The organism is Blastococcus brunescens, from assembly GCF_035320885.1.
GTDB classification, from domain to species: Bacteria; Actinomycetota; Actinomycetes; order Mycobacteriales; family Geodermatophilaceae; genus Blastococcus_B; species Blastococcus_B brunescens.
Genome location: NZ_CP141261.1, coordinates 3,924,549 through 3,944,533 on the forward strand (window position 1 = coordinate 3,924,549; position 19,985 = coordinate 3,944,533).

26 protein-coding genes and 2 pseudogenes are annotated in these 19,985 nt (G+C 72.3%); 16 read left to right on the top strand and 12 right to left on the bottom strand.

Annotation, left to right across the window (positions count from 1 at the left end; translation table 11 throughout):
- Nucleotides 1–213: 213 nt before the first annotated feature.
- Together U6N30_RS26360 and U6N30_RS26365 are read left to right on the top strand one after the other, a co-directional pair.
- Nucleotides 214–465, top strand: coding sequence for an acyl-CoA dehydrogenase family protein (locus tag U6N30_RS26360; protein ID WP_324274588.1), 252 nt, complete (start codon nucleotides 214–216; stop codon nucleotides 463–465).
- Nucleotides 466–541: 76 nt separating this feature from the next.
- A pseudogene (locus U6N30_RS26365) lies at nucleotides 542–1,395 on the top strand (acyl-CoA dehydrogenase family protein).
- Here the strand turns inward: U6N30_RS26365 and U6N30_RS26370 are convergent.
- The 4 genes from U6N30_RS26370 to U6N30_RS26385 form a co-directional block, all read right to left on the bottom strand.
- Nucleotides 1,323–1,970, bottom strand: coding sequence for an enoyl-CoA hydratase/isomerase family protein (locus U6N30_RS26370; RefSeq protein WP_324274589.1), 648 nt, complete (start codon nucleotides 1,968–1,970; stop codon nucleotides 1,323–1,325). The pseudogene U6N30_RS26365 and the gene U6N30_RS26370 sit on opposite strands and share 73 nt — an antisense overlap.
- 140 nt (nucleotides 1,971–2,110) lie before the next feature.
- The gene (locus U6N30_RS26375) at nucleotides 2,111–3,013 is read right to left on the bottom strand and encodes an IS982 family transposase (RefSeq protein WP_324274590.1); all 903 of its coding nucleotides are present in this window, start codon (nucleotides 3,011–3,013) and stop codon (nucleotides 2,111–2,113) included.
- 68 nt (nucleotides 3,014–3,081) lie between these two features.
- The gene (locus U6N30_RS26380) at nucleotides 3,082–3,693 is read right to left on the bottom strand and encodes a TetR/AcrR family transcriptional regulator (RefSeq protein ID WP_324274591.1); all 612 of its coding nucleotides are present in this window, start codon (nucleotides 3,691–3,693) and stop codon (nucleotides 3,082–3,084) included.
- Nucleotides 3,694–3,729: 36 nt separating this feature from the next.
- Entirely contained in the window at nucleotides 3,730–4,665 is a 936-nt protein-coding gene (locus U6N30_RS26385) for an ABC transporter substrate-binding protein (protein WP_324274592.1), read from the bottom strand.
- A 352-nt stretch (nucleotides 4,666–5,017) separates the two neighbouring features.
- Between U6N30_RS26385 and U6N30_RS26390 the strand changes: the two genes are divergently transcribed.
- From U6N30_RS26390 to phaZ, 7 genes are all read left to right on the top strand, one after another.
- Nucleotides 5,018–5,455, top strand: a complete 438-nt coding sequence (locus U6N30_RS26390; protein ID WP_324274593.1) for a phosphatase PAP2 family protein — start codon at nucleotides 5,018–5,020, stop codon at nucleotides 5,453–5,455.
- Nucleotides 5,422–7,029, top strand: a complete 1,608-nt coding sequence (locus U6N30_RS26395) for a BUD32 family EKC/KEOPS complex subunit (protein WP_324274594.1) — start codon at nucleotides 5,422–5,424, stop codon at nucleotides 7,027–7,029. The genes U6N30_RS26390 and U6N30_RS26395 overlap by 34 nt, the downstream gene beginning before the upstream one ends.
- Nucleotides 7,026–8,129 (top strand): lysylphosphatidylglycerol synthase transmembrane domain-containing protein, encoded by a 1,104-nt coding sequence (locus U6N30_RS26400; RefSeq protein WP_324274595.1) that lies wholly within the window; start codon nucleotides 7,026–7,028, stop codon nucleotides 8,127–8,129. Before U6N30_RS26395 ends, U6N30_RS26400 begins: the two co-directional genes overlap by 4 nt.
- A gap of 135 nt (nucleotides 8,130–8,264) precedes the next feature.
- Complete coding sequence (locus U6N30_RS26405) at nucleotides 8,265–8,468, top strand: hypothetical protein (RefSeq protein WP_324274596.1); 204 nt, start codon at nucleotides 8,265–8,267, stop codon at nucleotides 8,466–8,468.
- Nucleotides 8,465–9,568, top strand: a complete 1,104-nt coding sequence (locus U6N30_RS26410) for a PHA/PHB synthase family protein (RefSeq protein WP_324274597.1) — start codon at nucleotides 8,465–8,467, stop codon at nucleotides 9,566–9,568. The genes U6N30_RS26405 and U6N30_RS26410 overlap by 4 nt, the downstream gene beginning before the upstream one ends.
- Nucleotides 9,565–10,146 (top strand): hypothetical protein, encoded by a 582-nt coding sequence (locus U6N30_RS26415; RefSeq protein WP_324274598.1) that lies wholly within the window; start codon nucleotides 9,565–9,567, stop codon nucleotides 10,144–10,146. Before U6N30_RS26410 ends, U6N30_RS26415 begins: the two co-directional genes overlap by 4 nt.
- The gene (gene phaZ, locus U6N30_RS26420) at nucleotides 10,095–10,856 is read left to right on the top strand and encodes a poly(3-hydroxyalkanoate) depolymerase (RefSeq protein ID WP_324274599.1); all 762 of its coding nucleotides are present in this window, start codon (nucleotides 10,095–10,097) and stop codon (nucleotides 10,854–10,856) included. The genes U6N30_RS26415 and phaZ overlap by 52 nt, the downstream gene beginning before the upstream one ends.
- Nucleotides 10,857–10,863: 7 nt before the next feature.
- On the opposite strand, the gene U6N30_RS26425 is transcribed toward phaZ, so the two are convergent.
- The 3 genes and pseudogenes from U6N30_RS26425 to U6N30_RS26440 form a co-directional block, all read right to left on the bottom strand.
- Complete coding sequence (locus U6N30_RS26425) at nucleotides 10,864–11,262, bottom strand: hypothetical protein (protein ID WP_324274600.1); 399 nt, start codon at nucleotides 11,260–11,262, stop codon at nucleotides 10,864–10,866.
- 133 nt (nucleotides 11,263–11,395) lie between these two features.
- Nucleotides 11,396–12,762 (bottom strand): annotated as a pseudogene (locus U6N30_RS34660) (BCCT family transporter).
- 120 nt (nucleotides 12,763–12,882) lie between these two features.
- Nucleotides 12,883–13,206 carry a hypothetical protein gene (locus U6N30_RS26440; RefSeq protein ID WP_324274602.1) on the bottom strand — a complete coding sequence of 108 codons (324 nt, stop codon included), beginning with the start codon at nucleotides 13,204–13,206 and terminating at the stop codon, nucleotides 12,883–12,885.
- Between the two features lie 162 nt (nucleotides 13,207–13,368).
- Here U6N30_RS26440 and U6N30_RS26445 point away from each other — a divergent pair, with 162 nt between their 5' ends.
- On the top strand, nucleotides 13,369–13,503 hold the full coding sequence (locus tag U6N30_RS26445; RefSeq protein WP_324274603.1) for a hypothetical protein: 135 nt from the start codon (nucleotides 13,369–13,371) through the stop codon (nucleotides 13,501–13,503).
- Nucleotides 13,504–13,509: 6 nt separating this feature from the next.
- Here U6N30_RS26445 and U6N30_RS26450 read toward each other — a convergent pair whose 3' ends face one another.
- From U6N30_RS26450 to U6N30_RS26470, 5 genes are all read right to left on the bottom strand, one after another.
- Nucleotides 13,510–14,073 (bottom strand): hypothetical protein, encoded by a 564-nt coding sequence (locus U6N30_RS26450; protein ID WP_324274604.1) that lies wholly within the window; start codon nucleotides 14,071–14,073, stop codon nucleotides 13,510–13,512.
- A gap of 346 nt (nucleotides 14,074–14,419) precedes the next feature.
- Complete coding sequence (locus U6N30_RS26455) at nucleotides 14,420–15,340, bottom strand: NAD(P)/FAD-dependent oxidoreductase (RefSeq protein ID WP_324274605.1); 921 nt, start codon at nucleotides 15,338–15,340, stop codon at nucleotides 14,420–14,422.
- Nucleotides 15,337–15,597 carry an FAD-dependent oxidoreductase gene (locus tag U6N30_RS26460; RefSeq protein WP_324274606.1) on the bottom strand — a complete coding sequence of 87 codons (261 nt, stop codon included), beginning with the start codon at nucleotides 15,595–15,597 and terminating at the stop codon, nucleotides 15,337–15,339. The genes U6N30_RS26455 and U6N30_RS26460 overlap by 4 nt, the downstream gene beginning before the upstream one ends.
- On the bottom strand, nucleotides 15,594–15,821 hold the full coding sequence (locus U6N30_RS26465) for a helix-turn-helix domain-containing protein (RefSeq protein ID WP_324274607.1): 228 nt from the start codon (nucleotides 15,819–15,821) through the stop codon (nucleotides 15,594–15,596). The genes U6N30_RS26460 and U6N30_RS26465 overlap by 4 nt, the downstream gene beginning before the upstream one ends.
- A complete protein-coding gene (locus U6N30_RS26470) occupies nucleotides 15,821–16,315 on the bottom strand; it encodes a DUF2975 domain-containing protein (protein WP_324274608.1) in 495 nt (164 codons plus the stop codon). The genes U6N30_RS26465 and U6N30_RS26470 overlap by 1 nt, the downstream gene beginning before the upstream one ends.
- 120 nt (nucleotides 16,316–16,435) lie before the next feature.
- Between U6N30_RS26470 and U6N30_RS26475 the strand changes: the two genes are divergently transcribed.
- From U6N30_RS26475 to U6N30_RS26500, 6 genes are all read left to right on the top strand, one after another.
- The gene (locus U6N30_RS26475; protein WP_324274609.1) at nucleotides 16,436–16,831 is read left to right on the top strand and encodes a helix-turn-helix transcriptional regulator; all 396 of its coding nucleotides are present in this window, start codon (nucleotides 16,436–16,438) and stop codon (nucleotides 16,829–16,831) included.
- Between the two features lie 75 nt (nucleotides 16,832–16,906).
- Nucleotides 16,907–17,317, top strand: a complete 411-nt coding sequence (locus tag U6N30_RS26480) for a VOC family protein (RefSeq protein ID WP_324274610.1) — start codon at nucleotides 16,907–16,909, stop codon at nucleotides 17,315–17,317.
- A 3-nt stretch (nucleotides 17,318–17,320) separates the two neighbouring features.
- A complete protein-coding gene (locus U6N30_RS26485; RefSeq protein WP_324274611.1) occupies nucleotides 17,321–17,548 on the top strand; it encodes a hypothetical protein in 228 nt (75 codons plus the stop codon).
- A gap of 37 nt (nucleotides 17,549–17,585) precedes the next feature.
- Nucleotides 17,586–18,056 (top strand): P-loop NTPase family protein, encoded by a 471-nt coding sequence (locus U6N30_RS26490; protein WP_324274612.1) that lies wholly within the window; start codon nucleotides 17,586–17,588, stop codon nucleotides 18,054–18,056.
- Nucleotides 18,053–18,745, top strand: a complete 693-nt coding sequence (locus U6N30_RS26495; RefSeq protein WP_324274613.1) for a hypothetical protein — start codon at nucleotides 18,053–18,055, stop codon at nucleotides 18,743–18,745. Before U6N30_RS26490 ends, U6N30_RS26495 begins: the two co-directional genes overlap by 4 nt.
- An 86-nt stretch (nucleotides 18,746–18,831) precedes the next feature.
- Nucleotides 18,832–19,977 carry an ATP-binding cassette domain-containing protein gene (locus U6N30_RS26500; protein WP_324278480.1) on the top strand — a complete coding sequence of 382 codons (1,146 nt, stop codon included), beginning with the start codon at nucleotides 18,832–18,834 and terminating at the stop codon, nucleotides 19,975–19,977.
- Nucleotides 19,978–19,985: the final 8 nt, after the last annotated feature.

Sequence of the window (19,985 nt, forward strand, 5' to 3'; positions counted from 1 at the left end):
AACGGCTGCCGTACCGCGAGGTCGAGTCGTCATCGCGCTGCCACGACGCAGAACGCGCTCGACCAGGCCGGCGACCGCGGCCAGCCCCTTGCTCAGCGCCGCGCTGCTGGGCGATGGATCGCACGGTGCCTCCTCGCTACGGAACGGGCTTCCGTCCTGCCCGGCCGCATACGTGCCGGTTGAGTTCCACCACGCCGCGGGTAGGGGGCGCGGGTGACCGACGGAGCAAGGGCAGTGACGTCCGACTTCTACGACCTCGAGGCCCTCCTCGACGACGAGGACCGGGCGCTGCTGCACCGGGTGCGCGCCTTCATGGACGCCGAGGTCCAGCCGATCATCAACGAGTACTGGACGCGGGCGGAGTTCCCGCGGCAGATCATCCCGGGGCTCGCGGAGCTGGGCATCGCCGGCACCCAGTTCTCCGGCTACGGCTCCCCGGAAGGTCGGCCCTGCTCGACGGCATGATCGCCATGGAGCTGTCCCGGGGGACCCGTCGGTCTCCACGTTCATGGGCGTGCACGGTGGCCTGGCCATGGGCTCGATGCACCTGTGCGCCTCCGAGGAGCAGAAGGAACGCTGGCTGCCGGCGATGGCCCGCATGGAGCTCATCGGCGCCTTCGGTCTCACCGAGCCCGACTCGGGTTCCGACGTCGCCCGCGGCCTGCGGACGACGGCCCGCCGCGACGGGGACACGTGGGTGCTCAACGGGCAGAAGAAGTGGATCGGGAACGGCAGTTTCGCCGACCTCGTGATCATCTGGGCCCAGGACGTCGACACCCAGCGGGTGCTCGGCTTCGTCGTCGAGCATGGCACCGAGGGCATGTCCGCCGTCGACCTCGAGGACAAGATCGCGCTGCGCGCCGTCCAGAACGCGGTGATCACGCTGGAGGACGTGCGGGTGCCGGAGGAGAACCGGCTGCAGGAGGCCAACGGCTTCACGGACACCGCCAAGGTGCTGAGGACGACGCGGGCCGGCGTGGCCTGGTCGGCGGTCGGCTGCTCCCGAGGCGCGTACGAACACGCCCTCCGCTACGCCAACGAGCGCACCCAGTTCGGCAAACCGATCGCGAGCTTCCAGCTGGTGCAGGACCTGCTGGTGCGGATGCTCGGCAACATCACCGCCTCGGCGGCGCTGTGCATGCGGCTGTCCCAGCTGCAGGACGCCGGCCGGATGACCGACGAGCAGGCGTCGCTGGCCAAGGCCGTGAGCACGGTGCGCATGCGGGAGACCGTCGGCTGGGCGCGCGAGCTCATGGGGGCAACGGCATCCTGCTGGAGCACAACGTCGGCCGCTTCGTCGCCGACGCCGAGGCCATCTACTCCTACGAGGGCACCCGCGAGGTGAACACGCTGATCGTGGGCCGGGCGATCACCGGGCACGGCGCCATCGTCTGAGGCAGGGCGGGGTCAGTTCCGGGGTCGCTGCGGTCGCGCAGGATCGCCAGCACCGGCGCGTACATGCGCGACTTGATGGTGCCCAGGGTGTCGCCGGCCTTGCCGGCCAGCGGACCGGCCAGTTCCGCCGCCGTCGTCCGCACGGCGTCCTCGCCGACGGCGTGGTCGACGATGCCTGCGGCCAGCGCATCGGCGCCGCCGTAGCGGCGTCCGGTGGTCATCGCCTCGTGCGCCGTCTGCGGGGTCAGCCGCGCCTGGATCAGGGACGACATCCCGCGGGTGAACGGGATGCCGATGTCGGCCTCGGGCAGGCACCAGAAGCCGCGGTCGGCGCGCATGATGCGGAAGTCGTGCGCCAGCGACAGCATCGCCCCGGCGGCGAAGGTGTGCCCCTGGAGCGCCGCGACGGTGATCACCGGCAGCGCGAGCACGCGGGCCAGCAGCTCGTGCACGCGGACGACGTACTCCTCGTGCTGCTCGGCGTGCGCGAACAGCCAGTCGAGGTCCAGCCCGTTCGAGAAGAACTTGCCTGTGGCGGCGGTGACGAGCGCGCGCGGCCCCTCGGCCCGTTCCACCTCCCCAGCGCGGCCTCGACGGCGGCCAGCCAGTCGGGGAGAAACGGTTCTCGGTGTCGCCGAGGTCGAGGACGAAGACGTCGTCATGACGGTCCAGCAGGGGCATCGCGGATCTCCTAGATGAGTGAGTCCTATTGATCTCAGTGGTCGTAGGCGATCAGGGAGCGCTTGATCGGGGCTCCGATGTGCCAGTTGTGCCAGATCGCGGTGGCCAGTGCCAGCAGTCGGGCGCCGACGCGGGCGTAGACCCCGGCCAGGGTGCGCGCGCCGTGTTCTTCGAGGGTGAGCTGGCCTTTGAGGGTGTCGAAGACCGCTTCGATCCACTGCCGGCAGCGGGCAAGCTTGCCGAATCGGGCGGGTTCGTCCTTGCGGTCGGGGCGCACCAGGTGCGCGCCGAGTTCGTCGTGGACGAAGGCCTCGAACTCGACGCCGGCGAACCCCTTGTCGCCGAGGATGACCTGGCCGGCGCGAAGCAGGTGGTGGTCGTGTTCGAGCAGCGCCTGGGTCACCTCGCGCTCGCCGAGCTTGGGATTGGCCAGACCCCAGATGATCGGCATGCCCTCGGCGGTGCAGATCAGGTAGAGCCGGAATCCCCAGAAGAAGCGGGAGTGGCTCGGGCAGTAGCCGTAGCCGGCGTGCCCGGCCAGGTCCGAGCGCTTGACTGTCTCCCGAGAGGCGGCCGCAGGCACCGGGGTGGAGTCCACCAGCCGCAGCAGGTCATGCCAGGAGTCGGTGTCCCGGGCCAGTTCGGTGATCACCGCGGAGATCAGCGGACCGGCCGCGCGCAGCCGCTTGCTGTAGCCGGACTGGTTCGGCTGATGAGGAAAAGTGCCCGTCAGATGCGTGCGGGCGTACCGGATCCAGCGCCGCTCACTGGCGATCTCCAGCAACTGCTGGGCGACGGCCAGGCACAGCAACTCGGCGTCGGACAGCACCGGCTTGCGGCCTGGCCGGTGCGCCCGCGACCAGCCCAATCGAGGCAGGACGCGGTCTTCCAGTTCTACGTAGAGTGCTGTCAGGAGGGTGTCGAGGTTGTTGGTCACACATCGGTCTTGGCACCCTCCGCCCACTTCCCCGGGGACCGACACGCGCCCGGGTCAATAGGACTCACTCATCTAGGGGTGAGCGGGCAGTCGAGGACGGCGCCGACCGCGGCCGCCAGGTGCCGGCGGGTGCGGGGCTGCACCCGCCCGACCCGGATCTCCGGGAAGAGCAGCGCACCGGGCAGCCGGACGACGCACGTGGTGACGACCTGCACCGCTTCCCGGTCGGTGCGGTCCCACACCGACCGGGCGAGCCGGCGCAGGATCGCGGCCAGGTCGCGGTCCAGGCCCCGTAGGTCCGCGGCCACCGCGTCCGGAACGGCGTCGGTCAGCAGGTCGTCCCGCCGGAGCTCGGTGAGCAACCGCGCGGCCGGTGGCTCGATCTCGTGCAGCCGGGCGGGTGCGTCGGCCGCAGCCTGGACCGCCGCCCGGGGATCGCCCGCGGCCAGCTGCGCCTCGACGCCCGTCCGCTGCACCTCGAGGAACTGCCGCGCGCGGTGCAGCCAGGTCGTCGCGACGACGTTGTCCACCGACCCGAAGGCGTGGTAGATGCTGCCGTTCGACGCCCCGGCCCGCTCGGCGAGGGCGCGCACGGTGAGGTTGGCCCGGCCGTGCTCGATCACCAGCTCCTCAGCGGCGTCGAGCAGCGCCTCGGGCGGGTGCAGCCGCGGTCGCGCCATGCCGAGTATTAGAGCATCTGCTCCATTACGAGTGGTTCACCCGGTTCCCCACCAGCGCCGCGCGGCCTCCTCCGGGCTCAGCCCCTCCAGCTCCACCGCGCGGTTGAGCTGGACGAGGTCGCCGGTGGTCAGCAGGGCGCTGACCTGGTCGAGGGCATCGGTGAGCTGGGGGCCGAACCGGTCGGCCACGGCTCTGCGCACCATCGGGACGACGTTCTCCCGCGGCTGGAGACCGCGGTCGTCGACCAGGAGCATCACCGGCGCCAGGGCCAGCCGCGCGTCGGTGGTCTCCAGCAGGCCGACCTGGATGTGCCCGGCGAGCAGCGCCTCCACCGTGGCGGCCCGCGTGGGCATGGCCAGCACCTCGGCGAACTCCAGGCCGTAGACCTCCTCGAGGCCGGGCAGGCACAGCGGCCGGTCCGGGCACTCCGGCGGGCCGCCGAACGCCAGCTGCGGGGCCAGCGGCGCCAGCTCGGAGATCCGGCCGACGTCGTGCTCGGCGGCGAACGCGGTGGTGACGACGAACCCGTTCTGGTCCTCGGCCCGCGCGGCGTCGAGGACGAGCACCCCGCGCCCGCCGAGGGTCCGCGAGAGGACCGCATGCATCCCCTCCGGCGTCTCCGGCAGATCGGGGAAGGCCGGGCGGGCGAACATCGTCGCCGTCCCGAGGTAGTCGACGACGACGTCGACCACGCCCTGTTGCAAAGCGGGGGCCACGACCTCCCGGGTGCCGATGCCGTGCTGGACGGAGACCGGCAGCCCGGCCCGGCGGGCCGCCTCGGCGTAGACCTCCACCAGGATCTGGTTCTCCTGGAAGTCGTAGGAGGCGAACCGGATCGTCCCCGCTGGCGCCGCGGGCGTCGAGGGCCGCCCCCGCAGGCCGCGAGGAGGACGAGCAGCAGCACCCCAGGAGGCCGGCAGGCCGACGTCGCACGGCGCGTCTCCCTCTCCCCGGATGCGGGCGGAGGTCACCGTAACGCCACGGGCGGGCGAAGGGGATGGTCCGGATCCGGTTCGGAGGGCAGCATTCCCCGACATGGCGTCGCTGCCGCAGGCCCCGCCCGGACCGGGACGCTCGGTCCCCGTCCCGCGGCCCGCTCCCCGGCGATCGCCCGTGTCCGGAGCCGGCGCCGCCCGTCCGGCGAACCGCCACCGCTCCCCGGGCGCTCAACGCCTCCGGCCGGTTCTGGCTGGGCCTGAGCGCGGTCGTCCTCGTCATGTGGGTCGTGGTCGTCGCGACCGGCACGATCACGTGGTTCGACGTCATCGACACCCGCATCCTCCAGGCGATCAGCGAGCTGCGCTCCCCGGTCTGACCCCGGTCATGGAGGCCGCGGGGCTGCTCGCGAGCGAGAAGGCGATCCACGTCCTGTGGCTGAGCAACCTGGTCCTGCTGGTGGTCTTCCGGCGGTGGCGCCACCTGTTCGTCTGGGTCGGGGTCGGGCTGCTCGTCGCCAACCTCGGCGCCTTCCTCGCCCTCGGCCTGCAGCGGCCCCGGCCGTTCGAGGTGGAGACGATCGGTGACTGGTCCGGCTTCTCGATGCCGTCGCTGCCGATGACCGTGCTCGCCGCGTTCCTCGTGAGCACGGTCTACGCCCTGATCCCGCCGGGGACGTGGCGGACGCGGGGCAAGTGGGCGGTGGGCGTACTGCTGGTGATCACCGCCGTGTCCCGCCTCTACCTGGCGCAGGACCACCCGACGGGCATCCTGGCCGGCGTCGTGCTGGGGTGGCCACGCCGCTGGCCGCGTTCCGGCTCATGACGCCGAACGCCGTCTACCCCGTGCGGTACACCCGCGCCCGGCCCGCCCACCTCGACGTCTCCGGTGACCGCGGCCAGGCGATCATCCGCGCCCTCCACGACCAGTTGGGCGTGCTGGCCACCGCCGTCACCCCCTTCGGCCTGGCCGGTTCCGGCGGCTCCACCCCGCTGAAGATCACGGTCAAGGCGGACGCGTCGGCCGAGGGCGAGGAGAGCTGCATCTTCGGCAAGCTGTACGCGGCCACCCACGTGCGGTCCGACCGCTGGTACAAGCTCGGCCGGGCGCTGCTCTACGGCCGGCTGGAGGACGAGAAGCCGTTCCACACGGTGCGCCGGCTCGTGCAGTACGAGGACTACATCCTCCGGCTGTTCTCCGACGCCGGGCTGCCGGTCCCCCATCCGCTGGGCATCGTGGAGATCACCCCCGAGCGCGAGTACCTGCTGGTCACCGAGTTCATCGCCGGCGCCAAGGAGGCCGGCGAGGCCGAGATCGACGACTCCGTCATCGACCAGGGCCTGTCGATCGTCCGCCGGATGTGGGACATCGGCATGGCGCACCGCGACATCAAGCCGGCCAACCTGCTGGTGCGCAACGGCACGCTGTTCCTCATCGACTCCGCCTTCGCCGAGGTGCGACCGAGCCCGTGGCGCCAGGCGGTCGACCTCGCCAACATGCTCCTGGTCCTCGCCCTGCGCACCGACGCCGAGCGGGTCTACCGCCGCGCCCGGCTGCAGTTCTCCGACGAGGAGATCGCCGAGGCGTTCGCCGCGACCCGGGGCCTCACGATGCCCACGCAGCTGCGCCGGATGCTGCGCCAGCAGGGCGCGATCTGCACGCGGACTTCCTGCGCCTGCTCCCTTACCGGCTGCCGCCCGTGCGCATCCAGCGCTGGACCTGGCGCCGGGCCGGGCTCACCCTCGTCACCCTGGCCGGTGCCGCCGTCGTCGCCGCGGTCACCGTCACGCTCCTCGGGTCACCGCTGTGAGGCCCGCCCGCCGCGCGGTCGCGGTGCTGCTGACCGCCCTCACCGTCGTGCTGCTGACCGGGTGCGTGCAGATCGGCGCGCTGAGCGGGCTCGTCGCCTGCGCGGAGGGCGACGACGGCACCCCGTCCAACGGCGTGGTGCTCATGGCCCAGGCGGTGCCGAGTGCCTCCTGGGTGCCGTGCCTGGAGGTCATGCCCCTGGGCTGGCACTTCTCCGACATGGACGTCGACCGCGGCTCGGCGCGCTTCTGGCTGGACTCCGACCGCGACGGCGTGCACGCCATCGAGGTCCGGCTCACCGAGTCCTGCTTCACGTCGGGGGCGACGGAGATCCCGAGCGACCGGCCGGAGATGCGCCGGCTGGAGCGGGTCAACCAGGTCATCCCCTGTACGTCGGGCGGCGGTACTACCTGTTCGAGGGCGGCTGCATCACCGTGGTGTTCCGGCTGTCCGGCGAGAACCGGGGCGAACCGCTCGCGGTCGCCACCCAGGGGCTGGGTGCCGTCCCCCGCGACGAGCTGCGGGCGCTGGTGCACGAGAAGAGCGGCGGCCGGCTGCACCTGGACCCGCCCGGGGACGGCGGCCGATGACCGCCGTGCAGTCCCGCACCGGGCCGCAGGCACCGCGCACCGGCCGGCTCGGCTGGCGGCGCTGGCTGGGGCCGGTGCTCTCGCTCGCGCTGGTGGCGGCGGTCTTCGCCTGGTTCCTGCCGCAGTTCACCAGCCTGTCCGACGTCTGGACGTCGGCCCGAGCGATGACCTGGATCGAGGTCGCCGTCCTGGTGGTGGCGGCGGTGTGGAATCTCGCCACCTACCAGTTCCTCATGATGACGACGACGCCCGGGCTGACCTTCCGACAGGCCACCGTCTCCACCGAGTCCTCGACCGCCGTCTCCAACACAGTCGTCGGCGGCGCCGCGATCGCGCTCGGCCTCACCTACGCGATGAACTCCTCCTGGGGCTTCTCCCGGTCGCGGACCTCGGTCTCCCTGCTGGTCTCGGGGCTGTGGAACAACTTCGCCAAGCTGGCCCTCCCGGTGCTCGCGCTGGTCCTGCTCGCGTTCTCCGGGACGACGACCACGGGACGGCTGATCGCAGGGCTGCTGGGGGTGGCGGCGCTGGGCACAGCCGTCCTCGCCCTCGGCATGTTGCTGCGGAGCGAGGCGGCGGCCGCCCGGATCGGCACGGGCGCGGCCCGCGTCGCGACGGCGCTCCGGCGCCCGTTCGGCCGGGGAGCGGTGGCCGGCTGGGACCTGGCGACGACGAAGTTCCGGGCGCGCACGATCCTGCTGCTGCGCGCCCGGTGGCACTGGATCACCCTCGCCACACTGGCCAGCCACCTCTCCCTGTTCCTGGTCCTGCTGCTGGCGCTGCGGTTCGTGGGCGTGGGCGCGGACCAGGTGAGCCTCGCCGAGGTCCTCGCCGTCTTCGCGTTCGCCCGGCTGCTGACCGCCGTCCCGTTCACGCCCGGCGGGCTCGGGGTCATCGAGCTGGCGCTGATCACCGGGCTCGCGGCCGCCGGCGGGCCGCGGGCGTCCGTGGCGGCGGCGGTCCTCATCTACCGGGCGTTGACGTTCGTGCTGCCGATCCCGATCGGACTGGGCACGTACGTCTTCTGGCGACGGAACCGGTCGTGGCGGCGTGCGCCCAACAGCGCGCCCCGCACCGAGCTGGTGCCGGAGACGGTCTGAGCAGCCGCCGCACCGGTCTGCCGGGTTCCGGGTGCTGTGGTTCAGTGAACGGCGTCACACCTGCGCTGGGGGAACGGCGCGTCTGCCGTTCCCGAGCGCGCCCGGCGCAGCGCAGCGCGCGAAGGAGAACCGTCGATGGCCCAGCCCGCGACCGATCCGGCACCACCCGAGAAGGCAGCCGAGAAGGCAGCGCCCCCGAAGGCCGCGTCCGGCCGGCCGGCCGACCCGCCGGAGGACGCCACCGAGGCCGTCATGGGCCTGGACATGGTGTTGGTCGATGCCGCGCGCGGTCCGCTGCGCCGCCTCGTTCCCCCGCCGGCACGGCGGTCCGGTTCGTGAGCTCGCTCGCCCGGCAGCCGGGCGCGGTCGCGCGCCGCGGCGGGGAGCTGGCCGGTGAGCTGGGGAGGATCACGCTCGGCCGGTCGGAGCTCGCCCCGGGGAAGAAGGACAAGCGGTTCGCCGACCCCGCCTGGACCGGCAACCCGCTGCTGCGGCGGGCCATGCAGACGCACCTGGCCGCCGCCCGCACCGCATGGGAGCTCATCGAGGCCGCCGACCTGGACTGGCAGGACGACGAACGCATCCGGTTCACCGCGACGAACCTGGTCGACGCACTGGCCCCGAGCAACATCCCGGTGGTCAACCCGCTGTCGCTGAAGGCGGCGATCGACACGGGCGGGAAGAGCGCCGTGCAGGGCCTCGGCCGGTTCGTCCGTGACCTGGCGAGCCCGCCCCGGGTGCCGTCGATGGTCGACCCTGACGCGTTCACGGTCGGGGAGGACCTCGCCAACAGCCCCGGCACGGTGGTCTTCCGGACGCCGGTGTTCGAGCTGATCCGCTACGCCCCGACGACGGAGACCGTCCGCGCGGTGCCGCTGCTGATGGTCCCGCCGACCATCAACAAGTTCTACATCGCCGACCTCGCCCCCGGCCGGAGCATCGTCGAGCACTACGTGAACAGCGGCCAGCAGGTCTTCATGATGTCCTGGCGGAACCCCGACGAGCGGCACGCCGATTGGGGCCTGGACACCTACGGCCAGGCGATCATCGACGCGATGGACGCCGTCGAGCGGGCCTCCGGCAGCGAGCAGGTGGCCCTCCAGGCTTTCTGCTCCGGCGGGATCATCACCACGATGGTGCTGGCCCACCTCGCCGCCATCGGCCGGCAGGACCGCGTGGCCGGGCTCAGCCTCGCCGTCACCGTCCTGGACTGGTCGCGCGCCGGCACCGTCTCGGCCCTCATGGACGAGGAGTCGGTGAAGGCGGCGACGGAGAAGTCGCGCCGGAAGGGCTACCTGGACGGCGCGCAGCTCGCCGAGGTCTTCGCCTGGCTGCGGCCCAACGACCTGGTGTGGAACTACTGGGTCAACAACTACCTGCAGGGCAAGCCCCGCCGAACTTCGACATCCTGTTCTGGAACGCCGACACCACGCGGATGAGCGCCGCGCTGCACCGCGACTTCATCGACATCGCCATCGGCAACGCCCTCACCGAGCCGGGCAGGGCGACGATGCTGGGCACGCCGGTGGACCTCTCCACGGTGACCGTCGACTCCTACGTCACCGCGGGGATCGCCGACCACCTCTGCCCCTGGCAGGCCTGCTACCGGTCCACCCAGCTCCTCGGCGGGGAGAGCCGGTTCATCCTGTCCACGAGCGGCCACATCGCCTCGCTGGTGAACCCGCCGGGCAACCCGAAGTCCACCTTCCAGGTCGCCCAGGACACCCCGACCGACCCCGGGCAGTGGCTCGAGCGGGCCGAGACGGTGCAGGGGTCGTGGTGGCCGGACTTCATGACCTGGGTGAGCGAGCGGTCCGGGGACGAGGTGGCACCGCCGTCCGCGGAGAAGCTGGAGGAGCTCGCGGCAGCGCCGGCACCTATGTCTTCGACAAGTAGTCCGGAGCCCCCGGCCCCGGGGCGCGCCGACGTCGTCCGCACGGTCACCGTGGGGGCCGGACGCTGCGGGTGTCGGTGCGCCACGGGACGGACGCCGGCGTCCCGGCCCTGCTGCTCATGAACGGGATCGGCGCGAGCCTGGAGGTGCTCCAGCCCTTCGTCGACGCCCTCGGCCCACGGCGCAGCGTGGTCCGGTTCGACGTCCCGGGGGTGGGCGGGTCGCCCCGGCCGGTGGTCCCGTACAACCTGTCGACGTTCAGCCCGGTGGTCACCGGAATGCTCGGCCGGCTGGGGTTCGACGACCCGGTCGACGTCCTGGGGCTGTCGTGGGGCGGTGGGCTGGCGCAGCACTTCGCCGTCCAGCACCGCAGGCGGGTCCGCCGCCTGGTCCTCGCGGCCACCGGCACGGGTTCCCTGATGGTGCCGGCCGATCCCCGGGTGCTCGCGAAGATGCTCACCCCGCGGCGCCACCGGGACCCCGAGTACGCGCGCAGCATCGCCGGGAAGATCTACGGCGGGACGATGCGCGAGGACCCCGCCCGGGCTGCGCGGGTGCTGCACTCGGCGTCCCGGCTGGGCCCGCGGCGCGGCTACTACTACCAGCTGGCGGCCAGCACCGGCTGGAGCAGCCTTCCCTTCCTGCGGCTCATCCGGCAGCCCACGCTGATCGTCGCGGGCAACGACGACCCGATCATCCCGGTGGTGAACGCCCGGATCATGGCCCGGCTCATCCCGGACGCGCAGCTGCACGTGTACGACGGCGGCCACATCGCCCTCGTCACCGAGGCGCGCGAGCTGGCACCGGTGATCGAGGAGTTCCTCGACGGCTGAGGGTGACTCAGCCGAGTCTGCTCCGAACCTCGACGTGCCGCTCGTACTTGTCCAGGGCATCGTCGATCAGCTGCGCGTGCGTGTAGTTCATGACGTCGTAGCTGACGTCGCCGTCCCCGCGGCCGGCCGACCCGAGGTGGACGTCGAGCCGGGAGTGGTCGGCGTCGGCCGAGGAGCGGGCCCCCGTCCCCCGGCGGGGAATCTCCCGTGACTGGATGCGGTAGCGGAAGGGCACCTCGCCGTCGGCGTGCGCGGTGAGCTCGACGTAGCTCCGGCCGGGGCCGTCGCCGACCCAGCGCGCCTCCGCCTCGAGGCCGCGCACCCGCAGCTCCGCCGCAGCCTCCGCCAGCGCCGGCCGGGCGGTGTCGTGGAGGTACTGGTCGACGCGTTCCCGGCCGCTGGACACCGGCCTGCGGCGTCGGCGCAGCCGGTCCCGGCGCCGGGCGGCGGGCCGGCGGGAGGGCCGACCCCGTGCCGGACCGAGGCCCGGTCGGCCTCGTTGCGCAGCGCCCGGTAGAGCCCGACCATCACCAGCACCATCACGAAGCCGAACGGCAGCCCCATGATGATCGTCGCGCTCTGGAGCGCCGGCACGCCCCCACCAGGAGCATCGCCGCCGTGAGGACGCCCGTGGCGACCGCCCAGACGATCCGGACCCCGGCGGCGGCGTCGTCCTGCGGCCGCCGCAGCCGGGAGGACAGGTTGGCCATCACCAGCGCGCCGGAGTCGGCGGACGTCACGTAGAAGAGCAGTCCGACGAAGGTCGCGATCGCCGCGATGAACGGGAACGCGGGGTACTCGGCGAGGAGCGTGTAGAAGCCGCGCTCCGGGGTGTTCATCGCCGTCTCCCCGAACGCGGCGTCGCCCTGCCGGATCCGGTCGATCGCGCTGTTCCCGAAGATCGACACCCACATGAGGATGTAGCTGAACGGGAGCAGGAGCGTCCCGGCGACGAACTGACGGATCGTGCGTCCCCGGGAGATGCGGGCGAGGAAGAGGCCGACGAAGGAGGCCCAGGCGATCCACCACGCCCAGAAGAACAGCGTCCAGCCGTTCAGCCACTCGTCCGGCCGGTCGTAGGCGAAGGTGTCCAGGGTCCGACCGGGGAAGCTGCTCACGAAGTCGCCGACGTTCTGCACCAGCCCGTTGAGCAGGAAGGCCGTGTTGCCGGTGACGAGGACGAACCCGGCCAGTCCCAGGGCGAGGAGGACGTTCAGCTGCGAGAGCCGCTTGATCCCCGGTCGACGCCGCTGACCGCGGAGACCGTCGCCACCGCCACGGCGAGCGCGATCAGCCCGATCTGCGCGGCGCGGCCCTCGGGGATGCCGAAGAGCACGTCCAGGCCGTAGTTCAGCTGCACGACCCCGATGCCCAGGGACGTGGCGACGCCGAAGATCGTGCCCAGGACGGCCGCGATGTCCACGGCGTCCCCGAGCGCGCCGTGCACGCGCCGGCCGAAGATCGGGTAGAGCACCGAGCGGATGGCCAGCGGCATGTTCATGCGGTAGGCGAAGTAGGCCAGCGCCATCCCCATCAGCGCGTACATGCCCCAGCCGTTGACGCCGTAGTGGAAGAGCGTCCACACCGTCGCTTCACGCGCGGCCTGGACGGTCTCCCCTTCCCCGACCGGTGGGGCCAGGTACTGGGTCACCGGCTCGGCGACGGCGAAGAACATCAGGTCCGTGCCGATCCCGGCGGCGAAGAGCATCGACGCCCAGGCGAAGGTGCTGAACTGCGGCGTGGAGTGCTCGGGGCCCAGCTTCACCCGCCCGTACCGGGAGAACGCGATGATCAGCACGAAGACCAGCACGGCGGTGGCGAAGCCGATGTAGAACCAGCCGAACCACTCCGACGTCCAGCCCACCAGCGAGCCGATCGTGTCCGCCGCCGACGTCGGGCTGACCATCGCCCAGAGCGCGACGGCGAGGACGCCGGCGACCGAACCGTAGAAGACCGGGCGCTTCAGACCGGTCCCGTCCCGGGCTCCGGTGTCGACGGGCTCGGTCTCCAGACCGCTCACCACGGCTCACCTGCCCACGACCTCGATATCCCGTCCACCGCCCGGATCGTGGCACATCCGGCGGCGACGGGCAGCGCGCACCCGCGAACGGGCGGTCGGTGCTCGTGGCCGCGGGAGCGGGTGGCGCGCTCTCAGCCGGCCGCCGGCGTCACTCCTGGCCGGCCGCTCGGCGCGGCGCAGCAGGGCGCCGGCGTCCTCTGTCCGCATCGGCCGGTAGAGCAGGTAGCCCTGGGCCTGGTCGCACGCCTGCGCCTTGGGCCGGACCAGCTGGGCCGGCTCCTCCACGCCCTCGGCGACGACGGTGAGCCCGAACGTGTGGGCGGCGCGCACGCTTTCGTATCGGCACCTCCATACAGGTGTTGAGAACCCGGACCACCCCACCCGGGTGATCGGCGCCGGCAACCCCGGAGGGATCGCACAGCTTCCACCCAGGGAAATGTCAGACCCCGCGACGATCCTCGGGTCCACCGCAGAGCACCCCGAGGAGACGCCGTGATCGACCTGCCCCGCCCCCACCGCCCGCGCCCGGCCTGCCCGGCTGCCACCGCCCCGCGGCTGCCGGCCCGTCTGCGCGGCCGTCGTCCGCTGGTGATCCCGCCGGCCGTCGGGAGCGCCCGGGGAGCCTGACCCGGGTCAGGCAGCGGGGCGTACGACGTGGCCGCTGCCTCCGGCGAAGTCGGTGACCGCGAAGCCACGCCGGCGGAGGATCTCGGCCAGCGCGAGGTTCATCACCTGCTGCACCGGGGCGTCCGCGCCGGAGCCGTGGACCTGCTCCACGCTCATCCGGTCGTGCTGGCGCCAGGTGACGACGATGCCGCCGAGGCCCGGCTCCGGGCTCAGGCAGACCCCGCCCACCTCGCGGCCGGCTCCGGTGGAGTCGTGCAGCTGCAGCCCGGCCTCCGCCAGCGTCGCCGTGACCTCGACGACGAAGGTCGCGAGCGGGTCGTCGTCCGGGAACCCAGCGTCCCAGTCCTCGGGCAGCCGGTCGAGCTGCTCACCGAGGTGGGCCAGCCACGCCCAGTCCTGCGGGAGGGCCGTCGCCCCAGCCCGCCGTCCGGACGGCGCACGCCGTAGACGGGGCGGACCCCGCCGGTCGCGCTCCCGTCGTGGGCGCCGGCGGCCCAGTCCGCGTCGGCACGATCGACGAACGGCCCGGCGACGATCCGGCCGGCTCCGGCCTCCTCGTCGACCAGCCACCAGCCCTGGCGCGCCGTGCCGCCGAGGACAACTCCACTGCTGGATGCAGCATTCACCAACAACCACTCCTGGAATGCGGCCGACGCTGGGGAAGTGCGCCGGCCACCGCGCCCATCCGTGTGCGCGGTGTCCTCAGAAGGTAGGTCGCGACGCGCTCCCGGGCGACGTGCCGCGACCGGCCGGAGGCGTCGCGTTCCCGAATCGTTGCCGAACGCACCATCGGGGACGACGACCCGCCGCCCGACCGGACCACATGTCGACAGTGCGGGCACCGGACGAGCGTGGCGCCCTCCAGGTCCGGGTCGACGACTCCGATCCGGCGCCGCCTCAGCAGCGTGTCGCGGGGTCACCGGGCGCCGGGGCGCGCGGGGAGCGGGCTCACGGCCGCGGGGCCCGCGGGGGTGGGGAAGGAGCGGTCGCCGAAGAGGACGCGGCGGGCCGCGGCCCGCCCGACCGGCGTGCGCAGCAGGGCGAACGCCGCCGTCGCAGCGATCGGGGTGCGCACCTGCGCCAGTCCCTGCCGCAGCGCGAGCCGCCCCCGGAACGAGGCACGGAGGGCCGCCCCGTCGTAGTGGTCCAGCACGCTCGCCTGCCCCGACCGCAGGGCCTCGTCGAGAACGTCGGCGGCGTGGTCGGACAGCCGCAGGCAGGGGTCGAGACCGCCGGCGGTGAGCGGGGAGACGGCGCCCGCCGCGTCCCCCACGAGAAGCCCGCGCGGGCAGCTGATCCGGCGCAGCAGACCACCCACCGGGATGGGGCCACCCCGGCGCTCGACGTCGCCGGGACGCTCGACCCCGGCCAGCCCCGGGGCGGTGCGGACGAAACGCTCCATCGCCCGCCGGAGTCCGTGCGGGAAGCGGTGCGCGTAGCCGGCGACGCCGACGTGGGCGTGCCGCCCGTCGTTGACCACCCAGGCGAGGTAGCCGGGCGCGAGCGACGGATCGAGCACGCAGTGGAAGGCGGGTGGCTCCGAGGCGCCGGGCACCGTGAAGACCTCCTCGGCGCCGACCAGCAGGTGGTCGTTGCGGTCGAGCGCGAGGTCGCGGGCGACCCGGGAGCGGGCTCCGTCGGCCCCGACGACGTACCGGGCGCGGACCTGCCGACGTCCGTGCGGCCCGTCGAGCGTGTAGACGTCGCCCCGCCGGCCGACGTAGCGCGTCCCCAGCTCCAGGCGCACCCCGGCGCTGAGCGCGGCGCGGGCGGCCGCCTCGTAGAGCGGCGCCATGTCGCCGACCCGGAACTCGTCACGGTCGCTGTCGAGGGTCACCGGACGCCGAAGACTCGGGGGTAGAGCACCACCCGGCGGATGGGCGGTCCGAGGTGCTCCGGCGGCAGCGGGAAGTCGTCCAGCGTCTTCCGGACGAAGATGCCGGTGGTGCGGACGGCGCCGGCGAGGCCCGGCCGCCGTTCGGCCAGGAGCACGTCGTGGCCCCGCTCGGCCAGCAGCGTGGCCGTGTGCAGCCCGGCGAGGCCGGCCCCCACCACCAGCACGTCGACGATCTCGGCACTCCGCGGCCCCGTCATCGGTTCGCCGCGACGTCGTTCTCCGGCACCCACTCCAGGAGGTCCCCCGGCTGGCACTCCAGCACCCGGCACATCGCCTCGAGGGTGCTGAACCGGACCGCCTTGGCCCGGCCGTTCTTCAGCACGGCGACGTTCGCGGGAGTGAGCCCGATCCGCTCGGCGAACTCGCCGACGCTCATCTTGCGCCGGGCCAGCTCCACGTCGATGCGCACGACGATGGGCATCAGATGACGGCTTCCATGTCGGCCCGCAGAGTGGTCGCCTGCCGCAGCAGCGCCCGCATCACCACCAGGAGCAGGCCCAGCACCGCTCCGATGAGCAGCAGCAGGAGCAGCAGCGCGGGCAGCACCGGGTCGTCGCTGACCTCGTCGACGATGAAGTAGTAGCTGCAGACGAACGTGCCCAGGAGCATGAGCCACCCGACGGCGACCGCCCACACGATGGCGTTCACCCACCGCAGCGCGCTCGCGCTGAAGATCCGGTCGTCGGTGACCATCGTGAGCAGCTTCCAGGTGCAGACGACGACGACCTGGACGCACACCACGCCCAGCACCGAGACCGCGAGCATCGTCCACCGCATGACCGAACGCTCCAACGTCGGCTCCGCCAGGTCGGGCAGGAGGCCGGGCAGCGCCCAGATCTGGGCGGCGACGAGGCCCCCGAACACGATCACGAGCAGGATCCGGAGCGGCAGCACCACGTGGCGCAGATGCGTCATGCGATCGACTCTCGCGGTTTCTCTATCGAAGGTCAATCGATACACGCCGTCCGTCGGCAGATCTCGCTCGGCCGGGGAAACGCTCCCCTCCCCGTGGAGGGACGTGGCAGGCTCTGCCGGGTGAGCAGCTCGCCGGCCACCGAGCAGCACCTGCGCGACCTCGCGCGGCTGCGCCGCGTGCGCGACCGGATCGACCGGGACTACGCGCAGCCCCTCGACGTGGAGGCCCTCGCCCGTGGCGCGCACATGTCGAGCGGTCACCTCAGCCGCGAGTTCCGGGCCGCCTTCGGCGAGTCGCCCTACGCCTACCTGATGACGCGGCGGATCGAGCGCGCGATGGCCCTGCTGCGGCGCGGTGACCTGAGCGTCACGGAGGTGTGCTTCGCGGTGGGGTGCTCCTCGCTGGGAACCTTCAGCACCCGCTTCACCGAACTGGTCGGGATGCCGCCGAGCGTCTACCGGCGGACGGAGGCGAGCGCGACCGAGGGATGCCGTCGTGCGTGGCCAAGCAGGTGACCAGACCGGTCAGGCTCCATGATCGATCAGGAACGGAGAAGCACCGGCCCCTGCGCCGTCCCTAGCGTGACGGGCATGGACATCACCATCCACTCGAGCTTCCTGCCGCACACCGACCCGGACGCCTCGCTGGCCTTCTACCGCGACGTCCTCGGCTTCGAGGTCCGCCTCGACGTCGGCTACGAGGGGATGCGCTGGATCACCGTCGGCCCCTCCAGGCAGCCCGACACCGCCATCGTCCTGCATCCCCCGACCGCGACCCCCGGCCTCACCGACGACGACAAGCGCACCATCCTCGAGCTGATGGCCAAGGGCAGCTTCTTCGGCGTCAACCTGGCCACGCCCGACCTCGACGGCACCTTCGCGAAGCTGGAGGGCAGCGGCGCGGAGGTCGTCCAGGAGCCGACCGAGCAGCCCTACGGCCTGCGCGACTGCGCCATCCGCGACCCCGCGGGCAACATGATCCGCATCCAGGAATCGCGCTGATCCGTGGCTGCCTCGCCCCGCTCCCGCGAGCAGCGCCGCGCCGACACCGAGCACCGGCTCACCCACGACGTCGACGTCTGGGTGGCCAGTGCGTCGGCGGCGGGCGTGCCGTACCTGGTCCCGCTGTCGTTCGACTGGGACGGTGCGGCGCTGCTGGTGCCCACGCCGGCGGGCAGCCCGACCTCATGCGGAGAAGGCACTGGCTGGTCCGGCCGCTCCCGGATCCGGTAGACAGCGACGGAGCCACCCCTGCGCAGACGGAGGTCCGATGAGCACGGCCACGAAGCCCGACGCCGGTTCGGCCGGTCAGCACGTCGCCGACAGCCACGATCTGATCCGGGTGCAGGGCGCCCGCGTGAACAACCTGAAGGACGTGAGCCTCGAGATCCCGAAGCGCCGGCTGACCGTGTTCACCGGGGTCTCCGGCTCGGGCAAGAGCTCGCTGGTCTTCGACACGATCGCCGCGGAGTCGCAGCGGCTGATCAACGAGACCTACAGCGCGTTCGTGCAGGGCTTCATGCCGACGCTGACGCGGCCGGAGGTCGACCTCCTCGAGGGCCTGACGACGGCGATCCTCGTGGACCAGGAGCGGATGGGGGCCAATCCCCGCTCGACCGTCGGCACCGCGACCGACGCCAACGCGATGCTCCGGATCCTCTTCAGCCGGCTGGGCAGGCCGCACATCGGTCCCCCACGGCGTTCTCGTTCAACGTCCCGACGCGCAAGGCGAGCGGGGTGATGAGCACGGAGAAGGCCGGCGGCCGGATCGAGAAGAACGTGGTGCGCGACGTCGTCTACATGGGCGGCATGTGCCCCCGCTGCGAGGGCATGGGGTCGGTCTCCGACTTCGACCTCACGGCGCTGTACGACGAGGACAAGTCGCTGGCCGAGGGCGCGCTGACGATCCCCGGCTACAGCATGGACGGCTGGTACGGCCGGATCTTCAGCGGCGCCGGCTTCGACATGGACAAGCCGATCGCGAAGTTCACCAAGAAGGAGATGCACGACCTCCTGTACAAGGAGCCGACCAAGATCAAGGTGGAGGGCATCAACCTCACGTACGAGGGGTCATCCCGAAGATCCAGAAGTCGATGCTCTCCAAGGACGTCGACGCGATGCAGCCGCACATCCGCGCCTTCGTCGAGCGTGCGATCACCTTCCAGCCCTGCCCCGAGTGCGACGGCACCCGGCTCAGCCCGGAGGCGAGGTCCTCGAAGATCGGCGGCAAGAACATCGCCGACCTCTGCGCGATGCAGATCAGCGACCTCGCCGACTGGATCCGGGAGCTGGACGAGCCGTCGGTGGCCCCGCTGCTCGCCGGACTGCGGCACGTCCTGGACTCGTTCACCGAGATCGGGCTGGGCTACCTCTCGCTCGACCGGCCGGCCGGCACCCTGTCCGGCGGCGAGGCGCAGCGCACCAAGATGATCCGCCACCTGGGGTCGGCGCTCACCGACGTCACCTATGTCTTCGACGAGCCGACCATCGGTCTGCACCCCCACGACATCGAGCGGATGAACGACCTGCTCCTGCAGCTGCGGGACAAGGGCAACACCGTGCTCGTCGTCGAGCACAAGCCGGAGACGATCGCGATCGGCGACCACGTCGTCGACCTCGGGCCCGGCGCCGGCACCGGCGGTGGCGAGGTCGTGTACGAGGGCACCGTCGACGGGCTGCGGTCCAGCGGCACGCTGACCGGCCGACACCTGGACCACCGCGTGTCGCTGAAGCCCTCGGTGCGCACCTCCTCGGGGGCGCTGGAGGTGCGCGGCGCGGACACGCACAACCTCCGGGACGTCGACGTCGACATCCCGCTCGGGCTGCTGGTGGTGCTGACCGGCGTGGCCGGCTCGGGCAAGAGCTCCCTCATCCAGGGCTCGGTCGCCAAGCGGGACGGCGTGGTGGTGGTCGACCAGGGTGCGATCCGCGGCTCGCGGCGGAGCAACCCGGCCACCTACACGGGTCTCCTCGAGCCCATCCGGAAGGCGTTCGCCAAGGCCAACGGCGTGAAGCCGGCGCTGTTCAGCTCCAACTCGGAGGGCGCCTGCCCCACCTGCAACGGCGCCGGCGTCATCTACACCGAGCTGGGTGTCATGGCGACCGTCGAGTCCCCCTGCGAGGAGTGCGAGGGGAAACGGTTCCAGGCGTCGGTGCTGGAGTACACGCTCGGCGGCCGGAACATCGCCGAGGTGCTCGCGATGCCGGTGGACGAGGCCGAGGCGTTCTTCGGCGACGGTGACGCGAGGACGCCGGCCGCCCACACGATCCTGGAGCGGCTGTCCGACGTCGGGCTCGGCTACCTCACCCTGGGCCAGCCGCTCACCACGCTGTCCGGTGGCGAGCGGCAACGGCTGAAGCTGGCCACCCAGATGGCGGACAAGGGCGAGGTCTACGTCCTCGACGAGCCGACCACGGGCCTGCACCTGGCCGACATCGAGAACCTGCTCGGCCTGCTCGACCGGCTGGTCGACAGGGGCAGGTCGGTCCTCGTCATCGAGCACCACCAGGCGGTGATGGCGCACGCCGACTGGATCATCGACCTCGGCCCGGGCGCCGGCCACGACGGCGGGCGGATCGTCTTCGAGGGCACACCCGCCGACCTGGTCGCCGCCCGCTCCACGCTCACCGGCGAGCACCTCGCGGCCTACGTCGGCGCCTGACCAAGCAA